Origin of the sequence: Lampropedia aestuarii (assembly GCF_004803635.1) — a bacterium.
GTDB lineage: Bacteria > Pseudomonadota > Gammaproteobacteria > Burkholderiales > Burkholderiaceae_C > Lampropedia > Lampropedia aestuarii.
On record NZ_SSWX01000018.1, the window covers coordinates 1 to 21,868 of the forward strand.

Sequence of the window (21,868 nt, forward strand, 5' to 3'; positions counted from 1 at the left end):
ATGGCTTTCACGGCACCTGGGTTAGCCAGGCACAGCTGCAACAAGGCCACTAAACAGCTGCACCATGCTTGGGCACAAGCATCGACCATCCTGACCTGAAACTGCTCGGCTGTTTAGTCTCGACGCAGTCGCGCAAGGGACAAAAAAAGAGGCAGTACAAGACGCCTGTTGCAGCTCATATGTCTGTATGAGCACAACGGGCAACGCAGTCATGCGCTTTTTGTGCCTTGCCCTTCGGGTTGGGGCCCAAAAGGCACGCTGCCTTGTTAAAAATCCTCGCCGGGCAGATAGCCCGACTGCGGTTTTTGCCGCGCATCGTATCCTTTTGGGCTCCAACGCGGTCTGCGTGGAGAATTTGAGCAGGCTCTAAGAGGGCATTGGCAAAGCCCTCTTGCAGCTCACCACTGCCCGGATCGCCTGCAAGTTGGCGAATGCAGCAGGCATGACTAGCAGCCGCACCACAGCAGCGCATTGCACCACTTGCATCCGTGGTGCGTTTGTCTGCTCGAGTCAGGTCTGATGCAATTCAATCAAATCGATAGCTGTAGTAGAGGCTATAACTTTCAATGCCTTCATTGGGCTTACTGATCCCCGCGTTGGAGTAGTGCAGCACTCTGAACCCAAAGCGGTGCTTTCCATAATCAAAGCCCACGCCCAGGCGGTCTTCAAAATTCAGCGACCCACCGAGCTGTTTGTCCCCTACACGCGTTTTTGAAAACGCCGCAGCACCAATGCCCGCTTCAAAAAATGGCTGCAAAGAGCCACTGCGTTTGAATTGGTAGACAAACACAGGGCTCAAAGACAGGCTGTAGCTTGTCTGCCCGAGATCTCCGGCCTGCCAACGGGTCAGACCCATGTCCCAAAATCCTGACACGTAACCCGTCGAGCTTTCTAGCCAGCGGGAGGACCAATCCTGAAAAGCCCCGACCCGATAAGTGGTTTGTGTTTGCCCTGTACGTCCCACCGAGACGGCGAGATCCCAAGCATATAAAAAAGGAGAAAAACTCAAGAGAGCAAGCGCGAAAAATATGGTTGAGAAATATTTTTTGACCATACCGCCCCTTCTAAATGGGTGGATCACCATCGCCTGTCGCACACAAGAGGCAACCACGATAGAGAAAACTGACTATGAAATATTTTTGATCAATTTTTAGCAAGAAGAATCGATGCTAGCACGATAGAACTGGCTCTGCCATGACAGCGTTGCATAGATGCAGCAAGCCATGCGTCAGCTGCAATCGGCAAGTGCCTTGCGCGCGACCGTTTGCTCCTCGGCCTGGTTTGACGACAACGAAGCCGATGCAGATCAAGGCATTGCGCACAGTGGCGCACATTGCCCAGGCCGGGGCGCGGCAGCTGGGCTATGCGGTGCGTCCCTCATCGACCACATGCGAGAACATGGCGCATCACGCAAGCCTTGAGCGCAATGGCCACGAAGTGCGCCCTGCAGGCTTGGCGCCTATTTGGGATGAAGCGCCAGTCCACAACCATGGCAGCCCAGACTGCCTGTCATGGCTGCGGCTGCTGGCAACGATCCCAATACGCCGGAGAGCCAAAATGGCCACTGAGAAAGTCCAAAAACGCATTGAGTTTTTTAGAGCCGCGCCGGTTGGGCAAATACACGGCCCAAATGCCTCCCATGTCGCTGTCGCCAACCCATGGCTGCCAATCCTGCAGCACCCTCACAAGCCGACCTGCGCTCACGTCTTGTCCAATCAGCCAAGTCGGCATGATCGCCAAGCCGACGCCACCGATAGTCGCCTGTCTGAGAACCTCTGAGCCATTGGCGCGCAAATTGCCAGAAACACGCACCTTCTCGGTCTTGCTCTGACAAGTGAACGACCAGGTGCTGGAATGGCTCAAGTCACCATAATTAAAACTCAAGCAATTGTGGCGGCTCAAATCGGCCGGCGTGGCAGGCACGCCATGCGCTTGCAGATACGAGGGACTGGCGCACAACAAGCGTGTATGCGGAGCGAGTTTGCGCGCCACCAGGTTCTGCGCCACTGTGGAGCCAAGACGAATCGCCACATCGAAGCGGTCCTCGACCAAGTTGGCCAGTTCATCGCTGAGCTGAATATCCAAGCGCACATCCGGATACTGCTGCAAGAAATCGGCCACGACAGGGGCAATATGCAACCAGCCAAACGCCTGCGGCATCGAAATACGCAGCAAGCCACTGGGCGGCCCGGCCAGCTCACAAATTGAGCGATCGGCACTCTCCAACTCATCAACAATCCGGCGCGCCTCTTCGTAGTACCGCTGCCCGGCATCGGTGAGTGTGACCATGCGTGTGGAGCGGTTCATCAGGCGTGCACTCAGCTGCTTCTCCAGCATGTTCAACTGCCGCGTCAACGAAGAAGGTGCCACCCCCAATCGGCGCGCAGCCGGCGCAAACCCCCCATTCTCCACCACCGCCATAAATGCATTCAATGCCGCAAATTTGTCCATAGGTGCCTCCTCTGCCGTAATCCTATAAAGCGCCAAAAAACCCATCTCATCATTGCGTTTAACGCAAAGAAGATAACGAATTTTAGAGTATTCTCATTTTTAATGAAAAGACGCATGATGGTATCCGTAGTAAGAGCCCAGTGGCACTGCACCAGCCAACGCTAGCCTGCAGATGCGCTTGGCACTTGTCCATCCCACTGATCTTTTTAATCAACACGCACGCACCATGAGCCACGCACCCGATCAATCCCCGCAGCTATTCACAGCCCTGACCATTGGCCATTTAAGCCTGACTAACCGCATCGTTATTCCGCCCATGTGTCAATATTCGGCACAAGACGGCAATGCCAATGACTGGCACTCCATGCACTACGGCAGCCTGGCCGTTTCTGGCGCTGGTTTATTGATTATTGAGGCCACGGCCGTCGCCCCAGAAGGCCGCATCACCGCCTGGGATGTGGGCTTGTACAGCGATGACAACCAAGCCGCTTTGACCAAGCTGCGCAAGCAACTCGCTCACATGTCAACCATGCCGGTAGCCATCCAGCTGGCCCATGCAGGCCGCAAGGCCTCGTGCCAAGCACCATGGCATGGCGGCGCCAATATTGCCCCGAACCAGCCCAATGGCTGGCAAACCATCTCAGCCTCGGCACTGCCCCATAACGACATCGATGCACCGCCACGCGCCTTGTCCAAAGAAGACATCACCCAAGTGATTGCCGATTTTGTGCGTGCCGCCCAGCGTGCCGATGCCGCAGGCATCGACGGCATTGAACTGCACATGGCGCACGGCTATCTGGTGCACCAGTTCCTCTCGCCCTTGAGCAACCAGCGGGACGATGAATACGGCGGCAGTTTGGAAAACCGCATGCGTTTTGCTCTGCAGCTGTACCAAGCCGTGCGCCAGGCCTTTAACCCCAGCAAACCGGTCTGGGTGCGTATTTCGGCCTCAGACTGGGTCGATGGCGGCTGGGATCTGGAGAGCTCGGTGACCCTGTCTAAAGCACTCAAAGCCCTGGGCGCGCCGATCATCCACGTCTCCAGCGGTGGCCTGTCGCCGCAACAGGCAATCCCACTCGAAGCAGGCTACCAGGTCGGCTTTGCCACGGCGATCAAAAAAGAAGCCGACATTGCGGTGATTGCTGTGGGCCTGATCACCACACCCGCCTACGCAGAGGCGCTTTTGGCCAGCGGCCAAGCCGATGCCATCGGCATTGGCCGCGCAGCGCTCTACGATCCACGCTGGCCGTGGCATGCAGCGGCAGAGCTGGGGGCTCAGGTCGATGCACCACCGCAGTATTGGCGCAGCCAGCCGCGTGAGTTCAAGGCCTTGTTTCGCAGCCAATAAGCATGCCTGGGCTGGCTATTTAACCCCCAGCAGCACTGAGCAATTGCGCGCTCTAATTGCGCCCCCCGCGCGCTAGCCACCTTCCGCATTCGCAGTCCAATCACCAGCGATGGCCTGGTACAGCGCAATGCTGGCGCGCACGGCGTTGACTTGGCTTTGAGCCTGTGCATCCTGGGCGTTCAGTTGCTCTCGTTGCGTCTCCAGCACATCGAACAGGCTCGCCGTGCCTGCCTGGAACATGCGCTGGGCCAGTTGCTCGGCCTGGTTGCGTTGCGCAGTAACGGACTGCAGCAGCTGCAGCTCCGCATGGTTGCGGTCCAACTGCACCAAGGCGTTTTCCACCTCCTCCAAGGCCAGAAGCACTTGCTGCTGGTAGTTCGCCAACTGTTCTGCCGCACCGGCTTCGCTGGCGGCTATGCGCGCACGCACGCGGCCTGCATCCAGAAACGTCCAATCAATGCCCAACAGCACGCTGCGATTGGCCGTGCCAGCGCTGAATACATCACGCCCAGCAAATGCGGTACTGCCCAGCACTGCGCCTAAGCTAACGCTTGGGAACAAATCGGCAGTGGCCACTCCAATGCGCGCAGTGGCCGCATGCAGGCGCGCCTCTGCAGCCGCTATATCGGGTCTGCGCCGCAGGACATCGGCCGGTGTGCCGGGTGCCATCATCGCAGGCGGTTGTGGCAACTGGCCATTGCCATCAAACGCCCCAATCAATTGATTGGGTGTACGCCCCAATAAAACAGCCAGTCGGTGCTCTTGCCGCGCAATGTGCTGCTGCAGTGGTGGCAGTTGTGCTTGCGTGGCTTGCCATTGCGCCTGAGCGCGGCTGCGATCGAGCTCGGTGCTGCTGCCGGCCTGCAGTCGGCGCTCAACCAATTGCCAGATCGCATGCTGGTTGCGCTCGGCCGCCATGGCAATCGCCAGCCGCTGCTGCAAGCCGCGCAGCTGCACGTAGCTATCGGCTACTTGCGCGGCAATCAGCACTTGCAGCGCCTGCAAATCGGCCTGCGTGGCTTGCTGCTGCGCCTGCTCGGCCTCGACCGCACGCTGAATGCGGCCCCACCAATCCAGCTCCCAACGGGCATGGATGCTGGCACTGTAGCTGCGCGCTGAGGCCATTTGTTCAGCGCTGCGGTTTTGCTGCGCTGCATTGCCTTGCATGGTCACACTGGGCCAACGCTGCCATTGCGCCTGCGACAACAAGGCCTGCGCAGCTTGCAGTCTGGCCGCCGCTGCAGCCAGGTCCTGGTTGTTGTGCAGCGCTTGTTGCACCAGCGCGCTCAACTGCGCATCACCAAACTGGCGCCAGAACGCTGTGCCCTGCAGGTCACCGCGGTCTTGCTGCGCTTCAGTAGAAGCGGCCATAGTGGCTCGTGCAAACTGTGCGGGCCACGCGCTGGCGGCTTGTGGGCTTTGAAAATCCGGGCCTACCGTGGCGCAGCCAGTAATCAACAAGCTGCAGGCCAGGGCCATGCCACTGGCAATTCCTTGCTTAGCCATGGGTGGCCTCCTGCATCGATGGGGTTGCATCACCGCGCACAGCCACCAGCGATCCACCGCTGAGCTTGCGCAGGCTCACATAAAACACTGGCGTCAGGAACAAGCCAAACAAGGTCACGCCCAGCATGCCTGAGAACACGGTCACACCAGTGACCGCACGCACTTCAGCCCCCGCACCATGCCCCACCAGCAGCGGCACAGCGCCGGCAATAAAGGCAATCGAGGTCATCACAATCGGCCGCAATCGCAACCGGCAGGCTTGCCGCGCTGCCTGCCATGTAGCAACACCTTGCATTTCCAGCTCACGCGCAAACTCGACAATCAAAATCGCGTTTTTGCAGGCCAGTCCCATCAGCACGACCAGGCCCACTTGCACAAACACGTTGTTGTCCCCCCCCGTAAGCCAGACTCCAAACAAGGCTGCACAGATACTGACTGGCACGATCAGGATGACCGCCAATGGCAAGGTCCAGCTTTCATAGAGCGCAGCCAACACCAAAAACACAAGGACCACAGCGAGCATAAACACCACGCTGGATGCATCGCTTTGCGCCACTTGCTGGTAGCTCATCTCGGTCCAAGCCAGCGCAATGCCCGGCGGCAGGGTGTTGTCTGCGATCTCGCGCAGCTTGGCCAGCGTCTGGCTGGATGACAGCACACGTGGGTCTGCATCACCAATCAAATCAGCCGCAGGAAATCCGTTGTAGCGCATCACCGGATCGGGCCCATAGCTGGGTGTGATGCTGACCATGGAGGCCAGCGGCACCATCTGGCCCTGCTGATTGCGCGTTTGCAGCTGGCCAATGTCTTGGGCAGTCTGGCGGTAGTCGGCATCGGCTTGCAGCACGACCCGGTAGACACGGCCAAACGCATTGAAGTCATTGACGTACACCGAGCCCAAATAGGTTTGCAAGGTTTGAAACAGATCGCCCAGTGCCACGCCTTGCGCCTTGGCTTTGCTGCGATCGACCTCGACCTCCAACTGCGGAATATTCGATTGGTAGGCGCTGACCGGGTAATGCATGCCCGGTGTTTTGGCGATCTCGGCCTGCATCGCATCGAGCGCCTGCTGCAGTGCGGCGTAGCCTAAACCTGCGCGGTCTTCCAAAAACAGCGAATAGCCCGAGCCATTGCCCAGGCCCTGAATTGGCGGCGGCATCAGTGCGTAGCCAAAGCCCTCGTCCATGCCTGCGAGCTTGGCATTGAGCTCGGCGCTGATGTCGGTGGCACTGCGCGAGCGTGCCTCGAACGGTTTCAAAATCACGTAAGAGCTGCTGAGATTGGGCGTATTCGTGCCTTGCAATGCATTCAGGCCTGCAAAGGCCGACACGGATTCGACCCCCTCAACCGACAGCGACAGCTGCGTCAACGCTTGCGTGACCTGGTCGGTGCGCTGCAGCGACGCGCCTTCTGGCAGTTTGGCCCCTGCAAACAAGTACAGCTTGTCCTGCATTGGAATAAAGCCACCTGGCACGTGGTTGAGCAGCACGGCTGTGCCCGCCAGCAAACCAACGTAGACCAGCATGACCACACCACGCGCGCGGAAAGAGCGCCCCACCACGCCCTCATAGGCGTTGGCGCTGCGCGCAAACACACGGTTAAAGGCTTGGAAGAAGCGGCCCAAGCAGGCATCCATGGCACGCGTGAGCCAGTCCTTGCGCGCGCCATGGCCTTGCAACAGCTTGGCCGCCAGCGCTGGCGACAAGGTCAGCGAGTTGATCGCCGAAATCACGGTAGAGATCGCAATCGTCACCGCAAACTGCTGGTAAAACTGCCCGGTGATGCCATCCAAAAATGCCATTGGCACAAACACCGCGCACAGCACCAGGGCAATTGCAATAATCGGCCCAGTCACCTCTTGCATGGCCAAATACGCTGCCTGTCGCGGTTGGTGGCCTTGCTGAATAAAGCGCTCGACGTTCTCGACCACGACAATCGCATCGTCAACCACAATCCCAATGGCCAGCACCAGCCCAAACAAGGTCAGGGTATTGATCGAATAACCCAGCAGGTAGAGTCCCGCAAAGGTGCCGACAATCGACACCGGCACCGCCAGCAAGGGAATCAGCGAGGCGCGCCAGGTCTGCAAAAAGACAATCACCACCAGCACAACCAGCACCACCGCTTCTATCAAGGTGGTTTGCACGGCTTTGATCGAATCGCGCACAAACACCGTCGGGTCCCACAGATACTCAAATTGTGTGCCCTGCGGCAAATTCGCAGAGAGCGAATCCAAGGTTTGGTAAACCTGCTCGGCCACGCCCAGCGCATTGGCCCCTGGCGTGAGGAAAATGCCCATCGCAGCCATATCCTGGTGGTCAAGCGATGCGCGCAAGCTGTAGTCGCTGGCGCCCAGCTCCAGCCTGGCCACATCGGCCAGTCGGACCAACTGCCCAGACTCACCTGCTTTGAGCACGATCTCGCCAAACTCTTCTGGGCTTTTGAGTCGGCCTTGCACGTTGATCGACAGCAGCTTGTCCGCGCCCGCTTTGCTGGGCTCAGCGCCCAATTGCCCAGCCGAGACCTGCACGTTTTGCTCACGCACCGCCGCCAGCACATCGCTGGCTGTCAGTTGCCGTGCAGCGAGCTGCTCAGGGTCCAGCCAAATGCGCATGGCGTAATCGCCCGCACCGTACACGCCCACATCGCCAATGCCGGGAATGCGCGCCAGCACATCCTTGACTTGCAAGGTCACGTAATTGCGCAGATACAAGGTGTCGTGCTGGCCGTCGGTCGAGGCCAGCCCCACATACATCAGCGGCGTGTTCGACTGCTTTTGCGTAGTAATGCCGTATTGCCGCACCTCTTCAGGCAGGCGACTTTGCGCTTGGCTGACGCGGTTTTGCACCCGCACGGCAGCGGCATCGGGGTCAGTGCCAGGACGAAAACTGGCAATCACCTGCAAGCTGCCATCAGAAGCGGCCACTGACTTCAGGTACATCAGGCCTTCAACACCGTTGATGGCTTCTTCCAAGGGCACGGCAACCGATTCGGCAATGTCCTTGGGATTGGCGCCTGGATAGACCGCTCGCACCATGACGCTGGGCGGCACGACCTCGGGATATTCACCCGAAGGCAGCTGCGGAATGGCAATCAAACCAGCAGCGAACAAGATGACGGAGAGCACGATCGCAAAGATCGGCCGGTCGATGAAAAATCGGCTGAAGTTCATGCGTGGCTCCGATCAGGATTGCGGCTGCGCTACAGCACGAGCCACGGCATCGGCATCGGCATCGGCATCGGCAGCCTTGGGCATATCGCCCTGCGGCTCAGGCGCCAGTGGCATGCCGGGGTAGTAGATACGCTGCATCCCCGCAACCACCAGCCAATCACCTGGCTGCAAGCCCGCGTGAACCACGCGCTGGCCTTGCACCATGCGCCCCAATGTCAGCTCACGCCGCTCGGCGCGCTGGTCAGGGCCCACCACATACGCATATTGGCGACTCTGGTCGGTCAGCACGGCCTTGTCATCGATCAACACGGCAGTGATGGGCTGGCCAGCCTGCATTTGCACACGTGCAAACATGCCCGGTGTGAACTGGCCCTGGGTGTTATCCAGGGTAGCGCGCAGGCGGATCGTGCCGGTTTGCGGATCGAGCTGGTTGTCGGTAAAGCTCAGCTGCCCCTGGTGCGGGAAGTCGACCTCGCCACTGAGTCCCACACGCACCATCGCAACCTGCGCGGCAGCCCCGGCTTCGCGGCTGCGCCGCAGGCTGTGCTCGTCGGCATCGAAATACACATGGACTGGATTGCCCGAGACCAGCGTCGTCAACACGCTTTGGTTGGCCTGCGCCAAATTACCCACGGTCAACAACGCGCGACCGGCCAGGCCACTGATGGGTGCGCGCACTTCGGTAAAGTTCAGCGCCAGTTGCGCCGTGCTCACAGCCGCTTCAGCCGCTTGCACCTGGGCCTGCGCTTGCGCCAGTGTGCCTGCGCGTTGATCGGCCTCTTCGACCGAAATGGCCTTGGCCGCAACCAAATCGCGGGCGCGCTGGTCCTGGCTCTTGGCCAAAACAGCCGCCGCTTTGGCACTTTGCAATTGCGCTTGTGCACTGGCCAGAGCCGCCCTGTAGGATCGCGGGTCGATGCGAAACAGCACCTGGCCTTTTTCAACCCACTGGCCTTCAGTGAAAGCCACGCTGTCGATATAGCCATCAACCCGGGGCCGCAACTCGACGGTCTCAGGCGCAGCAATGCGGCCATTGAAACTGTCCCATAGCTGCACGGGCTGGCTCTGCACCTGCACCACCTGCACGGTGGCCGGTATTGGCTCACTGGACGCTGCTTGTGCCTGATTGCTTGGCGCGGGTCGACAGGCGGACAAGGCCAAGAGCACAAGCACTGTGCTCAGCGCCGCTGCGCTGCGCGCGCACCAGTGCGTGGAAAAAATGGATGGCATGTGGTTTCCTTTAATGCAAAAACGGCCCCTCTGCGCCCTCTGCGCAGGGATGGGAACTGGCAGCACGGGCTTGGCTTGCAGCTTGACAAGCTGGTCTGCGAGGCAGCCATGCACTGCTACACATGGCGCTCAATTGGGCTGGACCCGTTGCGGGAATGCATTCTTCAAGTTAAAGTTAACTTTAAGTCAAGAAATGAACGAGGAAACCCCAATGAACGTACGGGAAGATGAACTGCTATCGATTGGCAAGATTGCCCAGCGCAGCGGCGTCAATGCGTCTGCGTTGCGCTATTACGAGAGCCTGGGATTGCTGGAATCGGTGCGCAGCCAGACCGGACACCGCCGTTACCGGCGCTCATCCTTGCGCCGCGTCGCCTATATCCTGTTTGCCCAGCGCCTGGGCTTTCAGCTGGAAGAAATTGCCGAGCAGCTCAATGGCCTTCCCAAGCACCATGCACCCACTGGCGAGGAATGGAGCAGCCTGTCGCAGTTATGGGTCAGCCGTGTCGACGAGCGCATTGCAGAGCTGACGCACCTGCGCAAAAGCCTGGATAACTGCATTGGCTGCGGCTGCCTGTCGATGAAGGTCTGCAATGTCTTCAACCGTGCTGACTGCATCGCCGTCAAAGGCGCTGGCCCACGCGTGTGGCTGGGCGACAGGCTGACTGCCGCCGAGCCTGAGGATGGCATACAAACACCCGGAAAAACCTGAATATTGGCGCCCACCCAACTCATAACTTACGCGCCACAAACACCCCTGCCAGTGCCAAAGGCAGCAGCATGCAAGCGACCAAGGTCCATCCGCCCAATTGCGCCAGGCCTCCTGCCGACATGGGGCCAATCACCTGCCCCAAATAGCTGCCTTGCAGCATCAAACCAATCGTGGGGGCGACCAAGGCTGGTTCTGGCGCCACGCGGGGCGCAAGCGCAGACAAGGCGCCGGGAGTCGCCCCCATGCAGCCAATCATCCCCGCGGACACGAAGGCCGCCAGCACTGGTGGCAAGCTGAGCCAAAACAATACCGGAATACACACTACTGCGGCCCCAAAACTGCCTGCGACAATATGGCGCGGCGCCACGCCACGCCGCATCAAGGCCCCAGCACCAAGATTGCCCAGCACATTGGTAGCAACGATGGCGGCGCTGGCAAAACCTGCCTGAATCGGTGTCAAAGCCAACAAATCGCGCAGCAATAAGGGCAGAAAGCCCGAGAACGCAAAATACACAATCGCATAGAGGCCAAAACCGATGGCAATCAATTGCGCTTTACGCGTAGTGGCTACACGGCCAATAGCACCCCAAATGCTGCTCGTCTGCACCCGCTCGTCTGATGAGCCGATGTGCAATGACAAGGGTGGCATACGCGGCAAGCCCAGCCAAACAACGGGTGCATAGGCCAACGCCAGCACGGCATTGACCATCCAAATGCAGCTCCAAGTCAACTCAAAACCCAGCGCAGCCGCCAACGTAGTCGCACAAATCACCAAGGCAATGCCGCTTGGCACTGCCGTGCTGGACAGTGCCATCGCCAAATCACGGTCTGCAGCATGGGCCTGGCGCCCGACAACGCTTGAGGCACACACCAGCAATACCACTACCGCCACGCCCTCCAGCACCCGCGAGACCAATAAGCCCACAATGTGATCGGCTTGGCTGCCTGCAACACTGCTCGCAGCCACCACCAACAAGCCCACAGTCAGCACCTTGCGGGCATCCAGCCGCGCAATGAGAACTCCCAAGGGCATCGCAAAAAATGCACCGACAATGGCCAAAGCCGAGATCACCATGCCCGTTTGTGTCAGGCTCAAATGCAGCGGAGCAGCTTGCAGCAACGGCAGCGCAATAATGGCTTTGCCAATTTGAAACGACGCAACCAGCGAGGTCACAATGGCCAAAGCAATATTGCGCCAGGAAGTCTTGTGTAAGGGAGTCATACCAGCCTGTTGTGTAAAGATCAGGCCACGCCTGCACCGGCACGGCCATGCTGTCCGATGCATGTCGAACAGGACTGGAGTTTGCCGCTTCAAGTGGCCTTTAAGTCAAGCATAGTGGCCCCTTGCAGCAGGCTCTAACGCATCTTGCGGCCAAACAAGACCAAGACAGCAGCGCCCATCAAAGGCAACCACACTGTCAACAATTCATTTTTAAAGACGGCCCAGCCCCTGGCCGTGAAAAACGCATCTGCGCGCACCGGCGAGACAGCAATGAACTTCCACGGACTGTTGTAGCGCGCATCCCACAGCGGCCACATCAGCGGCACACCATAGCGCCCGGTCGTACAGGCATCCAGCAATGGGTGCGAGAAGCAGCAGACAAACATCCACACCCAAGCTTTCCACCAGGCGATGCCCCAGCGCTTGGCAAAGCCAATGCCGACCATGCCGATGGCAAAGGCAAAACCAATCGAATGCGTGAAGCCGCGATGGTCCCAAATCCCCTCAAAACGCAGGCCAAACTGGCGCGGAATGCCGTCGAAGTCGGGCAGGATCGCAGCCAACATGCCCATCAACAGCATCGAGGCAGGAATCCTCGCCCCAGCCGCCACTTTGGCAGCAATCGGCACAGCGATATGAGAGAAGATCGTGGGCACGGCAGTTTGATGGCAAAGGGGCAGCAGGGCCTGCGTGTTTAAGCCACTTTCTTGTTGTCAGTGGCCTTTTCCATTTGCGCCACCCATTCGCGCGGCGCCATTGGAAAGCCCAAGCGCTCACGGCTTTCGTAGTAACTCTTGGCGACGCTGCGCGCCAGATTGCGAATACGGCCAATGTAAGCGGCACGCTCGGTCACCGAGATCGCGCCACGCGCATCCAGCAAATTGAAGGTGTGCGCGGCTTTGAGCACCTGCTCATAGGCTGGCAAAGCCAATTGCTTTTCCATCAACAACTGGGCTTCTTTCTCGTAGGCATTGAATGCAATGAACAGGAAATCGGCGTCGGAGTATTCAAAGTTGTAGGTCGATTGCTCGACCTCGTTTTGGTGGAAGACATCGCCGTAAGTGACCTTCGTGCCATCTGGAGCGATCGAATAAGTCAGGTCATAAACGTTCTCTACGCCTTGCAGATACATCGCCAGACGCTCCAGACCATAGGTGATCTCACCGGTAATCGGGCGGCAGTCAATCCCGCCTACTTGCTGGAAGTAGGTGAATTGCGTGACCTCCATGCCGTTGAGCCAGACTTCCCAGCCCAGGCCCCAGGCGCCCAAAGTCGGATTTTCCCAGTCGTCTTCGACAAAACGGATGTCATTTTTGTTCAGATCAAAGCCCAGCGCTTTCAGACTGCCCAAATACAAGTCCAGGATATTGGCTGGCGCTGGCTTGAGCACCACCTGGTATTGGTAATAGTGCTGCAAGCGGTTCGGGTTCTCGCCGTAGCGGCCATCCTTGGGGCGACGGCTAGGCTGCACATAAGCGGCCTTCCATGGCTCAGGGCCAATAGCGCGCAAAAAGGTTGCGGTATGGCTGGTGCCCGCCCCCACTTCCATGTCATAGGGCTGCAGCAGCGTGCAGCCTTGCTGGTCCCAGTAGTTTTGCAAGGTAAGGATGATTTGCTGGAAGGTAAGCATGGCAGTGGTGAATTCGTGAAAGCGGGCCTGGCAGACCAAATAAAACAAACGCGCCTACGTATGTCAGACGCGCCTTAGAACGTGTTTACGATCTTTTTGCAGCCGCGCAAGGCACAAAAAAGAGGCTGTGCAAGCCGCCTATTGCAGCCCATACGTCTGTATGAGCAAAACAGGCAACGCCGCAATGCGCTTTTTGGGCTTTAACTCGGCTGCGTGGAGATTTTGAGCAGGCTCTTAAAGCCAAGGCAAGCCTAGGATTCTAATTCATGCCCGCAGACAATATAAAACCCATTTGGGACATTTAGCTTGGTTATTGATAACTGCGGCGCAGCGCTGGCAAACGGCGCAGCACCACGGGCACCAACACCAGCGTCAGCAAGGCCACCATCCACAGCGGCCACAAGCGCCACACGCCAGCCCAACGCGCATATGGGGTAATGCTGCTGGCCTCACCTCCCTGTCCCACGCCAGTGACTTCACCCGACAGCACCTGCACTGTGGCGCGCGGTGCCTTGGCTTGCACCTGGCCGCGGTGGTCGATGATGGCCGTCGCGCCGGTATTGGTGGCGCGAATCATTGGGCGCTCCAATTCCAGCGTGCGCATCCGGCTGATGTTCAAATGCTGGTCAATCACCTTGCCCTCACCAAACCAGCCAATATTGCTGAAATTGACCAGTACGGTCGGTGCTTGGTTGGCGTCGGTAAAGCGCTGCGCCAGCTCTTCACCAAACAAATCCTCATAGCAGATATTGGGAGCAAAACGCTCACCCTGCCATTCAAACGATGGTTGAACCACCGCGCCACGGCTGAAACTGTCCAGCGGAATGTCCATCATGTCATTGAACCACTGGAACATCGGCGGCACGAACTCGCCAAATGGCACCAAATGGGATTTGCTGTAAATATAAGGTTCGCCACCGGGTTTGACGCCTTCAACCGAGTTCGTATACCCAGTCAATGGGCTGCCCAGTGGAATGCCAGTCAACAGTGCTTGTTCGCCATTGCGGTAAGGCTCAGTGACGATGGCGAAGTACTCGATCGGCAAATCAGGCTTGAGCACCGGAATGGCTGTCTCAGGCGCAATCACCAGGCTTTCCGTGCGCTGGCGGAATTGGTCACCATACCAATTGAGTGAGTCGATCACGCCAGTGGAGGGGTCGAATTTCTCGGCAATGGGGATATTGCCTTGCAGCAGCGCCACGCTCACCGGCTGGCTGTGCTGCTGTGCATCGGCACTGGCAAACTGCGCGCGCTGCCAGACACCACCGACATGCACGGCCACTGCCAGCAACAGCAGCCAGGCAGGCGCGGACAGCATGCGTGGACCAGAGACCGGCAATCGTGAAATGCTGATAAACCGCCCAAATATATAGCCCAGCACCGCAACGAGCACAAATGCCAGCAAAGCCGCAAACATGGCAGCCACTGCGCCAATGCCGTAGACGCCCACCCAGCGCGCCAGCCAGGCCAGCGGGCCATCCACATGGGCGTAGCCAATCGCCCCCCAGGGAAAACCGGTCAGCCACTGCCCACGAGCGAGTTCGGCCAAACTCCAGCAAGCGGCAAACAGCAGCGCACTGCCCATGAAGCCATACACCCGCAAACGCCAATACAGCGCTGCCGCAATTGCGTAATACAAGGCCAGCGCGGCAGCCAGAGCCAGCACGGCCGCCGCCGCCAACGCAGCGGACAAGCCCGCATAGGTGTGCATCGAGATGTAAAGCCAGCTAAAGACCGAGGCCAGCCAGCAAGTGGCAAACCACCAGCCACGCAAGGCGGCTTGCTTGGCACTGCGGCTGCCATCCAAAAACAGAAAGAAGCCAGCGAGTGCCCCAACCTGCGCCCACCAAGCGGCTTGACCGGACTGGCTGGCCAAGGACCAGGCTTGCAGCATGGCCAGCAGCGGCAGGCACAGCCAGGCAGCGATGCGCTCAAAACGGATGAGCCGAAATTCTCGGGCCAATAAAGACATAGTGAACGATTCCCTTAACGGCAAACAGCCCGCACTCTGCATGGTGTCAGAGGCTGGGCCTGCATGGCATGGCGGCCGCCCTGCTGGAGCAAGCTACCAAGACGAGGCAGCACCACGGCGGCGCTGCCCACTCAGTCAACAATTGAACAGATCACCAAGCAGCCATCAAGTGCCCAGTGCTCTTCATTCTGACCAGCGCAGTTATTCGCTGGTTTGGCGGCGAACTCGAAACCAACGCACCGCACCGCCTTTGGCAAACAAGACCTCAAAGCGCAACCCAGCAAGCTCCAGCACTTCACCACGCGCCGGCACGCGGCCGAGCTGCTGGGTGACCAGGCCGCCAATGGTTTCGATGTCGTCGTCAAAGTCATCAGGGGTCAGGCGAACCTCGAAGCTCTCTTGCACTTTCTCAATCGGCGTATCACCGCGCACGCGCCAGCTGCCATTGGCCAGCTGGTAGATCTCGCCTTCATCCTCGGGTTCATCGAATTCGTCCTCGATTTCACCCACGATTTCTTCCAGCACATCTTCAATCGTGATCAAGCCCGATGTGCGACCAAACTCGTCCACAAGAATGGCCATGTGGTTGCGGTGCAAGCGAAACTCACGCAGCAAATCGCTCAGGCGCTTGGTTTCAGGCAGCACCAAAGGTGGCCGCAACAAGGCCCGCACATTCAAATTCGGTGAGCGCTGCAGTTGCAATAGGTGCTTGGACAGCAGCACCCCAATGATGTTGTCACGCGAGCCTTCATAGACTGGAAAGCGCGAATGGGCATCGCGAATGACTTTGTCGAGCAAATCTTCGTAAGCAGCATCGATATCCAACAAGTCCATGCGCGAGGTTGACACCATCGCATCCGATGCGGTTAACTGCTCCAAGCGGATCACCCGCTCCAGCATGATGCGTACATCAGGCTTGATGGTGTCGCTGTCCTCCGCTGCAGCAATGATCTCAATCAAAGCCTCAGGAGTGGCAGGTGGCGGGTGTAAAAAATCAGTCAGACGTTGGCGCAAGCTGCGCTTGTCATCTTTATCGGAGGGCTTGGAATGGGTTGGTTCGGTAGTCACTTCAAACCGTGGGCCTGCTGGCAGTGGTTAGACACGCCTACAGCATAGCCGAACTCGAAGCCAGCAGCGACGTTCCGGGACAACAGCCCAGCTCTCACTCAGTGGCCTGGCGCTGTTGCAGGCAAGCTATGCGACAGCCTCGTTGCAGGGAAAATGCATGCGGCATCACAGCGGATCGCCTGGTAGCGCGCGCAGACCGCTACAGGCAGATGTGCATCGCTTGCTTAGAGCCTGTACAAAATCTCGACGCAGCCGCATTGAAGCCCCAAAGAATGCAATGCGCGGCAAAAATCGCGGCCGGGCTATCTTGCTAGGCGAGGATTTTTAACAAAGCAGCGCGCCTTTAGGGCTTTAACCCCAACACCCAAAGGAGCTGCAAGGCACAAAAAATGGGCCGTGCAAGGTGCCTGTTTACGGCCTTGCGGCGCAGGCACTGGAGCCATTTGTGCTCGCTTACTCCGTCGACTCCAGCGGCTCTGCCTCAGGCAGAGTGCCCCAGGTTTGCAATTGCCCCAAAAAAGTCTGGAATTGGTGTGCCTGGGCTTTGATGCGGTAGTCCATCTCGCCAATCTGGTCTTCCCAGACAGCGCACAGGCGTGAGTTCAGATTCGCCACTGGCAGTGTCAAATACGCTTCGGACTCGCTGCCCCAGCGCTGTACGGTGGCACCGGCTTTGCGGGCGATTTTGAGCATCGCCACATTCTCGCTGAGGGCATGGATGTACATGGTTTGCACGCCTTCGTTGCTGGCGTGCATGACGGCGCGCTCAAACAAACGGGCGCCAATCCGCTGGCCCCTGCAATGTCCAGAGACTGACACGCCAAATTCAGCGGCTTTGGGTTTGTCTTCGGCAGCATCGAATGCCAAATGCGCGACGGCAACCAACTCCAGCTGGCTGCCATGGATGCCAAATACTTCATCACGCGTGAAGTCCAGCCCATCGACATAGCGCTGCACTTGTGCATCCGAGGCCGGATAACCAAAACGCAAGTAGCGGTCATGGGCAGACAAGTCCAGCAAGTGCTGCAAAATCTGGCCGCGATGCGAGGCACTCAATGTGCGAATCGGCGTGTAACTGTGCTCTGTCGATGCCTGCGTCACCTCACGGGCATGCGCCCCACTCTCAAGTAGCGCTGAAGAGGAAGTTTTGACATCGAACATAGACAACACGAATAACTACAACTGGCATCGAGAGATGCGTGAGACGCTGGCCACAAGCCCGCTAGCACGCCACAAATATAGGGGAAACCCTAGGGGCTGAAATGTAGCGCATCTTGGAGCGCTTTGGCTGCAAAAAATACAAAACCTTATGTCCTGTGAGGTTGCCTCTGTCGCCTTGGTGACCTGTGAGCCGATGCGCCATTTCCACGCCGTCGCGCAAGGTACAAAAAAGAGGCGGCACACAACAGGCAACGCCGCAATGCGCCTGTTTGTGCATTGCGCGACGGCGCGGAGATGATGAGCAGGCTCTTACAAGTCCTGCCCCAGTAACGCGCGCCGATATTGAATGGCTTCGGCGACATGGTTGGACTCAATCGCTGCATCAGCGGGCCCCATCGGCTCAAGGTCGGCAATGGTGCGCGCCACCCGCACGATCTTGTGCATGGCCCGTGCGGACAAGCCCATGCTGGCTGCGGCGCTTTGCAGTAGGCCTTGGGCTGATGGCTGTAGCGGCGCAAACTGCTCCAGTGCCTGGCCTTGCAAACCTTGGTTGGTATAACCCTGGCGTGCCAATGCCTTGTTGTGCGCAGCGATCACACGTGCTTGCATGGCGGCACTGGCCTCGCCCGCTTGAGCTGCCATCAGCTCAGCAGCGGGCATGGCCTGCACTTCCACATGCAAATCAATGCGATCGAGCAATGGACCGCTCAAGCGCGCTTGGTAGCGGGCCACTTGGTCGGGCGAGCAACGGCACTTGCGCATGGCCGAGCCCCAGTAGCCACAAGGACATGGGTTCATTGCAGCAGCCAATTGAAAACGCGCCGGAAACTGCGCGGAGCGGCCTGCGCGCGCAATATGAATCGTGCCGGTCTCCAACGGCTCGCGCAACGCCTCCAAAGCCATGCGTGGAAATTCTGGCAACTCATCCAAAAACAAAATGCCTTGGTGCGCCAGTGAAATTTCGCCCGGGCGCGGTGGACTGGCGCCGCCCACCAAGGCCACTGCACTGGCGGTATGGTGGGGGCTGCGCACCGGCCTGGTGCCCCAATGTTGCCAATCAAACTGGCCATTCAGACTGGCCACTGCAGCACTTTGCAAGGCATCGGCCAACCCCATCGGCGGCAATAGGCCGGCCATGCGCTGCGCCAACATGGATTTGCCAGCCCCTGGCGAGCCCACCATCAGCAGGTGATGGCCGCCTGCCGCTGCAATCTCCAGCGCGCGTCTGGCAGCACTTTGGCCTTTGACATCGGCCATATCGGCATAACGCGGCTGTGCCAGCGCCGTATGCAGTGCTGCAGCATCTAGCCGGCTCCAGCCGGTTGGTGGCGCGCATTCAGCGCCTGTAGCAGCCGTGCCCGATTGGATTTGTTTGAAATACTGCACCACATCCAAGAGGTGTTTGGCTTCATAGACCACACAGTCAGGCACCAAGGCCGCTTCTTGGGCACTGCCCGGTGGCAACACCCACTGGAGTGCGGCCTGCGTTGGGCCCGCCGAGTCATCCGATAACACCAAGGACTGCGCCTGCAGCGCCTGGCTGGCCAGCACCATCGGCAGCGCGCCGCGCACTGCGCGCAGAGCCCCTGAGAGCGAGAGTTCACCCGCAAATGCAAACGTCTCAAGCGCACGCCATTCCAACTGGCCACTGGCAGCCAAAATACCCAGCGCAATCGGCAAGTCAAACCGACCTGAATCCTTGGGCAAATCGGCAGGCGCCAGATTGACGGTAATGCGTTTATTACTAGGAAACTCCAGGCCACTGTTGCTAATGGCTGAGCGCACACGTTCTTTGGCTTCACGCACTTCAACCTCAGCCAGGCCCACCAGACTGAAGCTGGGCAGACCATTGGCCAAATCGACCTCGACCGTCACGTCTGGGGCCTGCAAACCGAGTAATGCCCTGCTATGCAGTTGGGCCAAACCCATATTCGTACCTCCCACGTCGTTGGTATGCCCATGTCTTGTCTCGGCGCACACGGTGCTTACTGCATGCTTGTTGCTTGTTGCTTGTTGCTTGTTGCTTGTTGCTTGTTGCTTGTTGCTTGTTGCTTGTTGCTTGTTGCGCGTTTTTTATAAGCGATGTCGCCCTGGATAGCGGCACTCAAATGTCAACGACTGACAGCAAACAGAGGTATGGAGGCCCCAACGGGCTGCTGCACTGTGGTGCTGTCGCAGCGCTGATGGCACGCGAGCACGTGCATAAAAAGGGCAGTACCAATCCCCGAAACAGTGCACAGCCCTACCCAATCCCCGGTTTGGGTAGGGCTGTGCACCGGTAGATGCAATCCCCCCAATGATGCACTCAATGAGTGCACCCACCGCCACTGCCAGAGGATTGACTGCGCTGCAAAAGCGCAAACGCGTACAAACAACACGGCTTTCGCACTCACAACCGGCAGCGCAAGGCCAAGCCTGGCATCCGAGCTGGCACGGTCTGTGCATTACTCCTCACATCCTCGCGGATGCACGCTCTGCTACAGCGCATAGGCCTGATTTTTGTCCTGTAGGCGCGGCAAACATGAGGCAGCTTTCTCAAACCATCTTTGATCCATCAGCCCGCCAGCGCGCTGGCGCGGAGCAACAGGAGTAGTGCTCATGAAAATGGTATCTGCCATCATCAAACCATTCAAGCTTGACGAAGTGCGCGAAGCACTCTCGTCTATCGGCGTGCAAGGCATCACCGTGTCTGAAGTCAAAGGCTTTGGACGCCAAAAAGGGCATACCGAGCTCTACCGTGGTGCCGAATACGTGGTCGATTTTCTGCCCAAAATCAAAATGGAAGTGGCTGTTCCCAGCGAAACCGTGGACCAGGTCATTGAGGCGATTGAGAACGCTGCTCGCACGGGCAAGATCGGTGACGGCAAGATTTTCGTCTCACCACTCGAACATGTGATTCGCATACGCACCGGCGAGACCGGCAGCGACGCAATCTAAATCCACCCCGCCCGCTACCCCTCACTTCCCCCAGGCTCCCCAGAAGGAATCTCCTATGAACAAGACACTTGCGGCCGCTGCTGGACTCGGCCTGTTGTGCGCCTCTACTGTTGCGCTAGCGCAAGAAGCAGCGCCAATCGTGGTTGCGGCCGAAGAAATCGCACCCGCGCTCGACTCTGGCGATACCGCTTGGATGCTGACCTCCACCGTGCTGGTCATTTTGATGAGCATTCCTGGTTTGGCGCTGTTTTATGGCGGCCTCGCACGCTCGAAAAACATGGTCTCGGTGCTGCTGCAGGTGCTCACCGTGTTTTCTTTGATCACCTTCCTGTGGGTGATCTACGGCTTCAGTCTGGCGTTTGGCGGCGCTGGTCAAATCTACGGCACATTCGACTATGTGTTCCTCAAAGGGATTACACCGGACACGATGTCCTCGGCCTTGAGCACCATTCCTGAGTTTGTGTTTGTCTCGTTCCAAGCGGCTTTTGCTGCCATTACTGTGGCGCTGGTCGTGGGCTCGCTGGCAGAGCGTATCAAATTCAGTGCCGTATTGGTGTTTGCCATCATCTGGTTCACCTTCAGCTACCTGCCAATGGCCCACATGGTCTGGGGCGGCGGCATTTTGGCAGAAGATGGCGCACTGGACTTTGCTGGTGGCACGGTGATCCACATCAATGCCGGTATCGCAGGTTTGGTCGGTGCTTATGTGCTGGGCAAACGCACCGGTTTTGGCAAAGAGGCCTTTACTCCGCACAACCTGACATTCACCATGATTGGCGCTTGTTTGCTGTGGGTGGGCTGGTTCGGCTTTAATGCCGGCTCCGCTGGTGCTGCCAACGGCATCGCTGGTTTGGCTTTCATCAACACCATCGTCGCAACCTCTGGTGGCGTACTGGGCTGGTTGCTGGTCGAGTCGCTGGTCAAAGGCAAGCCTTCGCTGCTTGGCGGTGCATCTGGTGCAGTCGCTGGCCTGGTTGGCGTCACGCCAGCAGCTGGCTTTGTGGGCCCCATTGGCGCCATCATCATTGGCGCTCTGTCTGGTGCGATCTGCGTCTGGGGTGTCAGTGGCCTCAAACGCATGCTGAATGTGGACGACTCTTTCGACGTCTTCGGCATCCACGGTTTGGCTGGGATTCTCGGCGCAGTCCTGACAGGGGTGTTTGTCTTCCCGTCGCTGGGCGGTGTGGGTGTAGACGACATGACCATGGCTGGCCAAGTATGGGTCCAAATCAAGAGCGTCTTGGTGACGATGGTTCTGTCGGGTGTAGTGGCATTCATTGCCTTCATGGTCGCCAAAGCCACGGTTGGTTTGCGGGTCACTGTCGATGCCGAGCGCGAAGGCCTGGACATCACCTCACACGGCGAAAGAGCTTACAACGGCTAACTCAATCGCAACGCATTGCAGGGCAATTGGCGCAGCCAACGCCCTCCCCCCACGAGCCGCCCACCAGGGCGGCTC

The 21,868-nt window shown here is 58.5% G+C and carries 17 protein-coding genes; 5 read left to right on the forward strand and 12 right to left on the reverse strand.

Features of this window, described 5'->3' with window-relative positions:
• Positions 1-526: 526 nt before the first annotated feature.
• Positions 527-1,054, reverse strand: coding sequence for an acyloxyacyl hydrolase (locus E8K88_RS13150; protein ID WP_136407141.1), 528 nt, complete (start codon positions 1,052-1,054; stop codon positions 527-529).
• 169 nt (positions 1,055-1,223) lie between these two features.
• Here E8K88_RS13150 and E8K88_RS18045 point away from each other — a divergent pair, with 169 nt between their 5' ends.
• On the forward strand, positions 1,224-1,421 hold the full coding sequence (locus E8K88_RS18045) for a hypothetical protein (protein WP_168797330.1): 198 nt from the start codon (positions 1,224-1,226) through the stop codon (positions 1,419-1,421).
• Positions 1,422-1,509: 88 nt separating this feature from the next.
• Here the strand turns inward: E8K88_RS18045 and E8K88_RS13160 are convergent, their stop codons facing one another.
• On the reverse strand, positions 1,510-2,451 hold the full coding sequence (locus E8K88_RS13160) for a LysR family transcriptional regulator (protein ID WP_136407142.1): 942 nt from the start codon (positions 2,449-2,451) through the stop codon (positions 1,510-1,512).
• Positions 2,452-2,677: 226 nt separating this feature from the next.
• Between E8K88_RS13160 and E8K88_RS13165 the strand changes: the two genes are divergently transcribed.
• Positions 2,678-3,799: an NADH:flavin oxidoreductase/NADH oxidase gene (locus E8K88_RS13165; RefSeq protein ID WP_136407143.1), complete on the forward strand. Its 1,122-nt coding sequence runs from the start codon at positions 2,678-2,680 to the stop codon at positions 3,797-3,799.
• 72 nt (positions 3,800-3,871) lie between these two features.
• Here the strand turns inward: E8K88_RS13165 and E8K88_RS13170 are convergent, their stop codons facing one another.
• Genes E8K88_RS13170 through E8K88_RS13180 form a run of 3 tightly spaced genes read right to left on the reverse strand, consistent with a single transcriptional unit; the run spans position 3,872 to position 9,707 of the window.
• Entirely contained in the window at positions 3,872-5,305 is a 1,434-nt protein-coding gene (locus tag E8K88_RS13170) for an efflux transporter outer membrane subunit (protein WP_240754528.1), read from the reverse strand.
• Positions 5,298-8,477: an efflux RND transporter permease subunit gene (locus E8K88_RS13175; RefSeq protein WP_136407144.1), complete on the reverse strand. Its 3,180-nt coding sequence runs from the start codon at positions 8,475-8,477 to the stop codon at positions 5,298-5,300. Before E8K88_RS13175 ends, E8K88_RS13170 begins: the two co-directional genes overlap by 8 nt.
• Positions 8,478-8,489: 12 nt before the next feature.
• Complete coding sequence (locus tag E8K88_RS13180; RefSeq protein WP_136407145.1) at positions 8,490-9,707, reverse strand: efflux RND transporter periplasmic adaptor subunit; 1,218 nt, start codon at positions 9,705-9,707, stop codon at positions 8,490-8,492.
• Between the two features lie 211 nt (positions 9,708-9,918).
• Here E8K88_RS13180 and soxR point away from each other — a divergent pair, with 211 nt between their 5' ends.
• Positions 9,919-10,419: a redox-sensitive transcriptional activator SoxR gene (gene soxR / locus E8K88_RS13185; RefSeq protein WP_136407146.1), complete on the forward strand. Its 501-nt coding sequence runs from the start codon at positions 9,919-9,921 to the stop codon at positions 10,417-10,419.
• Between the two features lie 19 nt (positions 10,420-10,438).
• Here the strand turns inward: soxR and E8K88_RS13190 are convergent, their stop codons facing one another.
• From E8K88_RS13190 to E8K88_RS13220, 7 genes are all read right to left on the reverse strand, one after another.
• The gene (locus tag E8K88_RS13190; protein ID WP_168797331.1) at positions 10,439-11,641 is read right to left on the reverse strand and encodes an MFS transporter; all 1,203 of its coding nucleotides are present in this window, start codon (positions 11,639-11,641) and stop codon (positions 10,439-10,441) included.
• A gap of 134 nt (positions 11,642-11,775) precedes the next feature.
• Positions 11,776-12,297 carry a metal-dependent hydrolase gene (locus E8K88_RS13195; protein WP_136407148.1) on the reverse strand — a complete coding sequence of 174 codons (522 nt, stop codon included), beginning with the start codon at positions 12,295-12,297 and terminating at the stop codon, positions 11,776-11,778.
• A 38-nt stretch (positions 12,298-12,335) separates the two neighbouring features.
• On the reverse strand, positions 12,336-13,271 hold the full coding sequence (gene glyQ / locus E8K88_RS13200) for a glycine--tRNA ligase subunit alpha (RefSeq protein ID WP_136407149.1): 936 nt from the start codon (positions 13,269-13,271) through the stop codon (positions 12,336-12,338).
• A 310-nt stretch (positions 13,272-13,581) separates the two neighbouring features.
• The gene (gene lnt / locus E8K88_RS13205; RefSeq protein ID WP_136407150.1) at positions 13,582-15,243 is read right to left on the reverse strand and encodes an apolipoprotein N-acyltransferase; all 1,662 of its coding nucleotides are present in this window, start codon (positions 15,241-15,243) and stop codon (positions 13,582-13,584) included.
• 201 nt (positions 15,244-15,444) lie between these two features.
• Positions 15,445-16,311 carry an HlyC/CorC family transporter gene (locus E8K88_RS13210; RefSeq protein WP_136407151.1) on the reverse strand — a complete coding sequence of 289 codons (867 nt, stop codon included), beginning with the start codon at positions 16,309-16,311 and terminating at the stop codon, positions 15,445-15,447.
• 453 nt (positions 16,312-16,764) lie between these two features.
• Positions 16,765-17,472, reverse strand: coding sequence for a GNAT family N-acetyltransferase (locus E8K88_RS13215; RefSeq protein ID WP_136407152.1), 708 nt, complete (start codon positions 17,470-17,472; stop codon positions 16,765-16,767).
• A gap of 309 nt (positions 17,473-17,781) precedes the next feature.
• Positions 17,782-19,401: a YifB family Mg chelatase-like AAA ATPase gene (locus E8K88_RS13220; RefSeq protein ID WP_136407153.1), complete on the reverse strand. Its 1,620-nt coding sequence runs from the start codon at positions 19,399-19,401 to the stop codon at positions 17,782-17,784.
• A 669-nt stretch (positions 19,402-20,070) separates the two neighbouring features.
• On the opposite strand from E8K88_RS13220, the gene E8K88_RS13225 reads away from it, so the two are divergent.
• Both E8K88_RS13225 and E8K88_RS13230 read left to right on the forward strand, forming a co-directional pair.
• Complete coding sequence (locus E8K88_RS13225) at positions 20,071-20,409, forward strand: P-II family nitrogen regulator (RefSeq protein ID WP_136407154.1); 339 nt, start codon at positions 20,071-20,073, stop codon at positions 20,407-20,409.
• 55 nt (positions 20,410-20,464) lie between these two features.
• Complete coding sequence (locus E8K88_RS13230) at positions 20,465-21,793, forward strand: ammonium transporter (RefSeq protein WP_136407155.1); 1,329 nt, start codon at positions 20,465-20,467, stop codon at positions 21,791-21,793.
• The last annotated feature ends 75 nt before the right edge of the window (positions 21,794-21,868 follow it).

Bases quoted from the DNA above. Each gene is read 5' to 3' on its own strand.
- E8K88_RS18045 (WP_168797330.1), top strand. From the start codon at position 1,224: ATGCGTCAGCTGCAATCGGCAAGTGCCTTGCGCGCGACCGTTTGCTCC.
- soxR (WP_136407146.1), top strand. From the start codon at position 9,919: ATGAACGTACGGGAAGATGAACTGCTATCGATTGGCAAGATTGCCCAG.
- E8K88_RS13190 (WP_168797331.1), bottom strand. From the start codon at position 11,641: ATGACTCCCTTACACAAGACTTCCTGGCGCAATATTGCTTTGGCCATT.
- E8K88_RS13220 (WP_136407153.1), bottom strand. From the start codon at position 19,401: ATGGGTTTGGCCCAACTGCATAGCAGGGCATTACTCGGTTTGCAGGCC.
- E8K88_RS13215 (WP_136407152.1), bottom strand. From the start codon at position 17,472: ATGTTCGATGTCAAAACTTCCTCTTCAGCGCTACTTGAGAGTGGGGCG.
- E8K88_RS13180 (WP_136407145.1), bottom strand. From the start codon at position 9,707: ATGCCATCCATTTTTTCCACGCACTGGTGCGCGCGCAGCGCAGCGGCG.
- E8K88_RS13175 (WP_136407144.1), bottom strand. From the start codon at position 8,477: ATGAACTTCAGCCGATTTTTCATCGACCGGCCGATCTTTGCGATCGTG.
- E8K88_RS13165 (WP_136407143.1), top strand. From the start codon at position 2,678: ATGAGCCACGCACCCGATCAATCCCCGCAGCTATTCACAGCCCTGACC.
- E8K88_RS13225 (WP_136407154.1), top strand. From the start codon at position 20,071: ATGAAAATGGTATCTGCCATCATCAAACCATTCAAGCTTGACGAAGTG.
- E8K88_RS13150 (WP_136407141.1), bottom strand. From the start codon at position 1,054: ATGGTCAAAAAATATTTCTCAACCATATTTTTCGCGCTTGCTCTCTTG.
- E8K88_RS13230 (WP_136407155.1), top strand. From the start codon at position 20,465: ATGAACAAGACACTTGCGGCCGCTGCTGGACTCGGCCTGTTGTGCGCC.
- lnt (WP_136407150.1), bottom strand. From the start codon at position 15,243: ATGTCTTTATTGGCCCGAGAATTTCGGCTCATCCGTTTTGAGCGCATC.
- glyQ (WP_136407149.1), bottom strand. From the start codon at position 13,271: ATGCTTACCTTCCAGCAAATCATCCTTACCTTGCAAAACTACTGGGAC.
- E8K88_RS13160 (WP_136407142.1), bottom strand. From the start codon at position 2,451: ATGGACAAATTTGCGGCATTGAATGCATTTATGGCGGTGGTGGAGAAT.
- E8K88_RS13170 (WP_240754528.1), bottom strand. From the start codon at position 5,305: ATGGCTAAGCAAGGAATTGCCAGTGGCATGGCCCTGGCCTGCAGCTTG.